Below are 5077 nucleotides of genomic sequence, written 5' to 3'. Positions count from 1 at the left end.
GAGGGGAATTGGCAGCAGGTCAAATCTTGATTGAGCCATTAGCTGTTGCTCGTTTGGATAATAACCCCGATACTCCTGAAAATGGCAGAAGTCAGTTTTATTTACAAGGCGGTTTGTGATTAGAGGGTACACCTTCTTGTTGTAAATCTATAACTCAAAGGATTGTGGGGAGGGTGAGAGGGAAAACCCATCTAATTTTCGTCTGTCCTATATAGCAATCCTATATGATTCGTGAAATATAGAAATATAGTGGCAGAAGCGATCGCGTTCGCGATCGCGTCGGCTGTGGCCGTAGGCCAAGCTGCGCGAACGCCGAATCGCTATAACCCTTCCCCACCAAGGATTTTAGATTTTGCAGATTTTACAAATTCTTTAGGATTACTATATATAGTGTTTTATCAATAGAAAATAAACACTATATGTATAAAATGCCTTGTCAACAAGCACAAAAAGCCAGGGTTTATTGAGAACTATCCCCGGTTTATTCACAATAGGCGTTTGCCCTGTGATACAATCCCAGTTGTCTTTTTGTATTTGATGAAAAGTAACTCATTTATAGAAAGTTGAATGCCAAAGCCAAGCAACTGATCCACTATTTTAAAGGGTTGGGGGTAGGTAGGTAAACAACTGTAAGTAATTGGAAAAGTACTCTCAAATTCTTATTGCATAGAGTCCGAATGCAGAACCTATTTAGAGAAAACGATCAGTATTTTTTCCCTCTCTCACAGGGACAGCAAGCCTTATGGTTCATATACCAGAAGAATCCAGAAAGCTTAGCTTACAACATATTTATCACCACTCGTCTGGCGGTCGAGTTGGACCTAGAGGCTTGGCGGAGGGCATGGCAGAAGCTGGTTGAACGACATTCGATTCTGCGAACTACCTATAGGACTCGGGACGGCAAACCCGTTGCAGTAGTTAGTCAAGACTCCAAGATTGAGATTGAGGTAACAGACGCTTCTGGATGGGACGAGGACGAGTTAAAGACGCAAATTCTGGTAGCAGTAGAGGGTCCCTTCAATTTAGAAACGGGCCCGGTCTTGCGGCTGGGGCTGTTTGCCCGCTCAACCCAAGAGTTTGTCCAATTAATCGCCCTGCACCACATTGTAGGCGATCGGTGGTCCTTTGACTTGCTTCTCAAAGAATTCCAAATTTTATATGCGGCAGAAGTCAAGAAGTTCCCAGAAGCAAAAATTGCTAACTTGCTGCCAGATTCCCCTTGGCAATATGCCGACTATGTGTCTTGGGCTACTCAGATGCTAGAGTCCGCCCGAGGAGAAGAACTCTTTCGCTATTGGCACCAAACACTCGCCGACTCCTTACCGACTTTGAATTTGCCAACAGACAGAAGGCGACCCAAGGTTTTGAGCGGTCGGAATGAATTCCATATTGTCGAACTTGATGGAGGACTGATCAAGAAACTGCGACAACTGGCTGCCGAGCAAGGAGTCAGTCTTTATCGGATTATGCTGGCTGCCTTCTTTGTCCTGTTACATCGCTTATCAGGCCAAGACGACATCCTGCTAGGAAGCCCAATGGCAGCGAGGTGGAGCGTTGAGGAGTTTAAAAGCATTGTCGGTTACTTTGCCAACGAGGTGGTATGGCGGGCAAATCTAGCAGACAATCCTACCTTCGCAGAATTTCTCGCCCGCATCCATCGAACGGTAACAGAGGCACAAGCTCATCAAGATTATCCCTTCGATTTATTAGTACAACGGCTCAACCCTCCCCGAGATGCCAGCCGAAATCCCCTAATTCAAGTCGATTTCACTTGGCGCAAGCATCGCTGGTACAACCCGCAGACACCCGAGCGCCTGGCAGGGGAAGAAGTACTGTCTATGGAGCCATACTTAGCCGTACACGAACAGGGTTCGGAATTTGATTTGATTTTGGGAATTGAGGAAATTGGCAAATCTCTCCATGTGATCTGGGAATATAGTGCCGACCTGTTTGATGCCAAAACTATTCACCGCTGGGCAAGACAGTTTATTTGTTTGCTAGAGTCCATTGTCACCAATCCAGAGCAGCAAATTGCGTTTTTACCCCTGCTGACGGGAGAGGAAACACATCAATTGTTAGTGCAATGGAACAATAATTTCACAGACTATCCCCAATATAAGTGCATTCATCAGTTATTTGAAGAGCAGGTACAACGAACGCCTGATTCGGTGGCTGTAGTTTTTCAGCAGGAAAAAATTACCTATCGAGAATTGAACGATCGCGCCAATCAATTAGCTCGCTATTTAGAATCGATCGGAGTCGGTCTGGAGGAAATGGTAGGGATTTGCGTAGAGCGCTCTATCGAAATGATGGTAGGATTGCTGGGCATTCTCAAAGCGGGCGGGGCTTATCTGCCCTTAGACCCGAGCTATCCGCGCGATCGCCTGACTTATCTACTACAAGACTCCCAACTGTTTTTGCTGTTGGCTTCAGAAAAATCCGTGGCTCGACTGCCAGAAAGCCAGGGGCGGATTGTTTTCTTGGATAAAGATTGGTCGGTCATTTCTCAGTATAGTCAGGAAAATCTCGGGCTTCGTGCCAAACCGACTTCTTTGGCTTACGTCATCTACACTTCAGGCTCGACAGGAAAACCGAAAGGGGTGCAGGTCGAGCATCAAAGTCTGGTGAATGCTTATCGAGCTTGGGAGCAAGCCTATCAACTAAGTCCAGAGAACAGCCATCTGCAAATGGCGAGTTTCTCCTTTGATGTTTTTACAGGAAATTGGGTGCGAGCCCTTTGTTCAGGAGCTAAATTAGTTCTCTGTCCGAGGGAATTTTTGTTGGAACCAGAAAAGCTGTATCGGTTGATGCTCCAAGAGCAAGTCGATTGTGCCGAATTTGTGCCAGCAGTGATGAGGTATTTAATTGAGTATTTGGAGAATACCAAGCAAAACCTCGATTTCATGGGATTACTGGTGATCGGTTCTGATAGTTGGTCTGTCAAAGAATACCAAAAATTTAGACAGTTCTGCGGTGCCCAAACTCGGTTAGTAAATTCTTATGGAGCGAGCGAAGCAACTATTGACAGTTGCTATTTTGAAAGTACCGAGATTAATCTACCCCTAGAGTCTCCAGTTCCTATCGGCAAACCCTTTGCCAACATACTTCTCTATATTCTCGACGATGCTCTCCAACCGGTTCCCATCGGCGTACCGGGGGAACTGCATATCGGGGGTGTGGGTCTAGCCCGAGGCTATTTCAACCGTCCGGAATTAACCGCGCAAAAGTTTATTGCCAATCCTTTCAGCCAAGAGGCAGGAGCACGTCTTTACAAAACGGGGGATAAGGCACGCTATCTCCCGGACGGTAACATCGAACTTCTCGGTCGCATCGACAACCAGGTAAAAATTCGTGGCTTCCGCATCGAACCAGGAGAAATCGAAGCGGTACTGGGGACCCGCCCAGAAGTTGGGCAAAGTGCCGTCATCGTCCGGGAAGATCAATCCGGTCACAAGCGCCTCGTGGCTTATGTGGTTCCGACAATAGTTTTCGATGGGCCTCGCTCTCTATCTCCTTGGAAGAATTGGAGCGATTTTGCCAATAACCCTTTGTATGGGAAGCAGGTGCGAGAACTGACAGCGAAACTGCGGGCTTTTCTCAAGCAAAAGCTGCCGGACTATATGGTGCCTTCGGCTTTTGTGATCCTAGATTCCCTGCCCCTGACTCCCAATGGTAAAATTGACCGCCGGGCCCTTCCCGCACCGGAGGGAACTAGCGGTAGCAATGCTAATTTTATTGCACCTCGGGATACCCTTGAATTACAACTGGCACAAATCTGGTCGGAGGTTTTAGAGGTTTCTCCGGTAGGAGTCCGAGATAATTTCTTTGATATCGGTGGTCATTCGTTGTTAGCGATCGCTTTAATCGCTCGGCTTCAACGGCAGTTTGACAAAAATCTATCTTTGGCCACGCTGTTACAAAATCCGACTATCGAGCAGCTTGCTACTTCTATTCGCTCTGACCCAGATTCTCGGTCAATGTCTACCCTGGTGGCAATGCAGCCCGATGGAAATTTACCACCTCTGTTCTTAGTCCCTGCCAGCAGCGGCACTGTCTTATTTTATCTCGATTTAGTCCGCAATCTGGGGACCGAGCAACCGATTTACGGCTTGCAAGCCCCCGGTCTCAATGGGGAACGGGAACCTTTTAGCACTCTCAAGGACCTCGCTATTCACCACATCAAAGGGATTAAAACTATTCAACCTCGGGGTCCCTACTATTTAGTTGGTTTTTGTGTGGGCGGTCACTTAGCATTAGAAATGGCACAACAGTTACACCAACAAGGGGATACCTTAGCATTGCTAGGACTGATACAATCCTCCGGTCCAGAACACCACAGGCTTCTAGTTGACAGCACGCCTGGAAGAAACTTGGGTCTGGATATTTACTATCCAAGAGAATTTGCTCAGGAAATGGGCGCTCCTCGGGGGAAGGAAGTGCCGGTATCTGTCGCTCAACTCCAACAACTGATGCCAGAGCAGCGATTGGGATATGTCCTGGAACGAGCTAAAATGTTTGATTTGCTGCCGGAAGAGGTAAAAGTGGAGGATGTTGAAAGCTTGTTCGAGGTTTTTAAAACTACGGCTTTTGCGTCTTATAATTATGAACCGCAACCTTATCCAGGGAATATTGCCCTGTTCAATGCCAGTGAGCAGCCGATAGACATAGCTGGTGATCCCACTCTAGGTTGGCGCAATTTGGTCGGTGGGGAAATAGAAGTACACGAAATTCCGGGCGACCATTTCTCGGTTATCCGGGAACCCCAAGTGCTGGTTTTAGCTGAACGGCTGAAGCTTTGTCGTGATCGCGCTCTGGCAGCGATCAAATAATATCATGTCAGGATAATTAGGGCTCTACCGTACCTGTTCCCAGTTCTATTATACAGGATAGGATGTCCGGATAATGAACCTTAATAAAAATCCCCCCATCTCCCCATCTCCCCATCTCCCCATCTCCCCACACTCCCTGTTCTATACATATGACATCTCACTACAATTCCCCTGGCTTAACCACATTAGCCTATCGAGTTAGCACCCATGGCACCAGCTTCCAACGGATGCTAGCCGGTCTGCGTACA

At 47.3% G+C, this 5077-nt stretch carries 2 protein-coding genes; both read left to right on the top strand.

The window, feature by feature from the left end:
* Nucleotides 1–231 precede the first annotated feature (231 nt).
* The gene (locus tag F6K57_RS36395) at nt 232–405 is read left to right on the top strand and encodes a hypothetical protein (protein WP_158069420.1); all 174 of its coding nucleotides are present in this window, start codon (nt 232–234) and stop codon (nt 403–405) included.
* 272 nt (nt 406–677) lie between these two features.
* Complete coding sequence (locus tag F6K57_RS36390) at nt 678–4829, top strand: non-ribosomal peptide synthetase (protein WP_293073017.1); 4152 nt, start codon at nt 678–680, stop codon at nt 4827–4829.
* The last annotated feature ends 248 nt before the right edge of the window (nt 4830–5077 follow it).

The organism is Moorena sp. SIO4A5 (assembly GCF_010672005.1).
Classification (GTDB): Bacteria; Cyanobacteriota; Cyanobacteriia; order Cyanobacteriales; family Coleofasciculaceae; genus Moorena.
This window is presented reverse-complemented; position numbering and strand designations above follow the sequence as displayed.

Bases quoted from the DNA above. Each gene is read 5' to 3' on its own strand.
- F6K57_RS36390 (WP_293073017.1), top strand. From the start codon at position 678: ATGCAGAACCTATTTAGAGAAAACGATCAGTATTTTTTCCCTCTCTCA.